Source organism: Bacillus haikouensis, from assembly GCF_013179555.1.
In the GTDB taxonomy this organism is placed as follows: Bacteria; Bacillota; Bacilli; order Bacillales; family Bacillaceae_B; genus Rossellomorea; species Rossellomorea haikouensis_A.
The window spans coordinates 1-1,590 of sequence record NZ_JABMCR010000508.1 but is presented as its reverse complement, the minus strand read 5'-3'; the positions used below and the strand labels follow the sequence as shown (position 1 = coordinate 1,590).

Below are 1,590 nucleotides of genomic sequence, written 5' to 3'. Positions count from 1 at the left end.
ATAAATGGATGGTATTCAGATTATGACTGACCACTTCGCAGCCAATCGGAGTAATCATTGCATTCGAATCATATCGTGGATTGGGTGCACCCGAACAGGAACGTAGACATTATGTATTAAGAAAATTAGTAATAAAAATAAAATTGACACAATTTAAAAGGTGTAGTATGTTAGTTATTGGAATAATTAACCGATTAAGAAATGGAGGGTTTGTGATGATCAACGTGTATACAGCTCGCGAAAGAGTAAAAACGGTTTCTGCCAATTCAATATCATCACATAACCAGTAACTCCTATTTAATTTGATTCATGGATAAAAGGCACAGGTTATGTACCATAATCTGTGCTTTTTTATGTTCCGGATACGGGCGTTATCAGGCACCGATGGCTTCGGGGAGACTCCGAACCATTTTTGAAAGCCTTTTAACGCCCGTTTTTTGTTTGTTTAAACCATTCATGGTGACTTCAGGATTGGTCCTGTTCACAAATATAAAAACTTGAAGTGGAGGAAGTACACATGCTGAATGTACAAAAGAAGAAAATGATGACCGCCGTGGAGACAGAAGGCGGATAGTGAAAGTATGTTGAGGGGGTAAATGATATGTTTAGTATTTTTAAAAAGTTATCCTGGTTTTTTAAAGAAAATTGGAAAAGGTATACAGTCGCGATCTTCCTTCTGACAATCGTGGGGATACTTGATGTGATCCCTCCGAAGCTTGTAGGGGATGCCATAGATGATATACAGATGGGCACGATGTCCTGGGATGCAGTAAGTAACTACCTTTGGCTAATGGGCGGCATCACGATTGTATCTTACGGGATGACATATATATGGCTGTATAAGCTGTTTGGGGGAGCCTTTCTATTGGAACGCAAGATGCGTTCGAATTTCATGACTCATTTATTGAAGATGACACCGACATTCTTTGAGAAAAATCGTACGGGGGATTTAATGGCAAGGGCGACAAATGATTTGAAGGCCATTTCTGTCACTGCGGGATTCGGCGTACTCACTCTGATCGATTCAAGTGTGTTCATGCTGACCATCCTGTTCACGATGGGCTTTATGATCAGTTGGAAACTGACGATAGCAGCCATCCTTCCGCTGCCATTGATGGCGCTCTTAATGAAAGTATATGGTGCAAGGATTCATAAACGATTCACGGAAGCTCAGGACGCATTCGGGGAATTGAATGATAAGGTCCTGGAGTCAGTGGCGGGAGTAAGGGTCATAAGGGCCTATGTTCAAGAAAGGGCAGACGAAAACCGCTTTTCTCATTTGACGGAGGATGTATATGAGAAAAATATCGAAGTCGCAAAAATCGATTCACTGTTCGATCCTACGATTAAAGTACTGGTGGGATTAAGCTATTTGATCGGGCTTGGATATGGTGCGTATCTTGTCTTTCACCAGTCCATCACATTAGGCCAGCTTGTTTCCTTCAACGTGTATCTTGGGATGCTGATATGGCCGATGTTTGCGATCGGGGAACTCATCAATATTATGCAGCGCGGAAATGCCTCCCTTGACCGAGTCCAGGAAACGTTGGATTATGTCCAGGATGTACGTGATCCTGAACTTCCGAAATC

1 protein-coding gene is annotated in these 1,590 nt (G+C 42.1%); it reads left to right on the top strand.

What is annotated here, in order from left to right; translation table 11 throughout:
* Nucleotides 1-601: 601 nt before the first annotated feature.
* A partial coding sequence (locus tag HP456_RS23750) for an ABC transporter transmembrane domain-containing protein (protein ID WP_246289407.1) occupies nt 602-1,590 on the top strand: 989 nt, incomplete at its 3' end.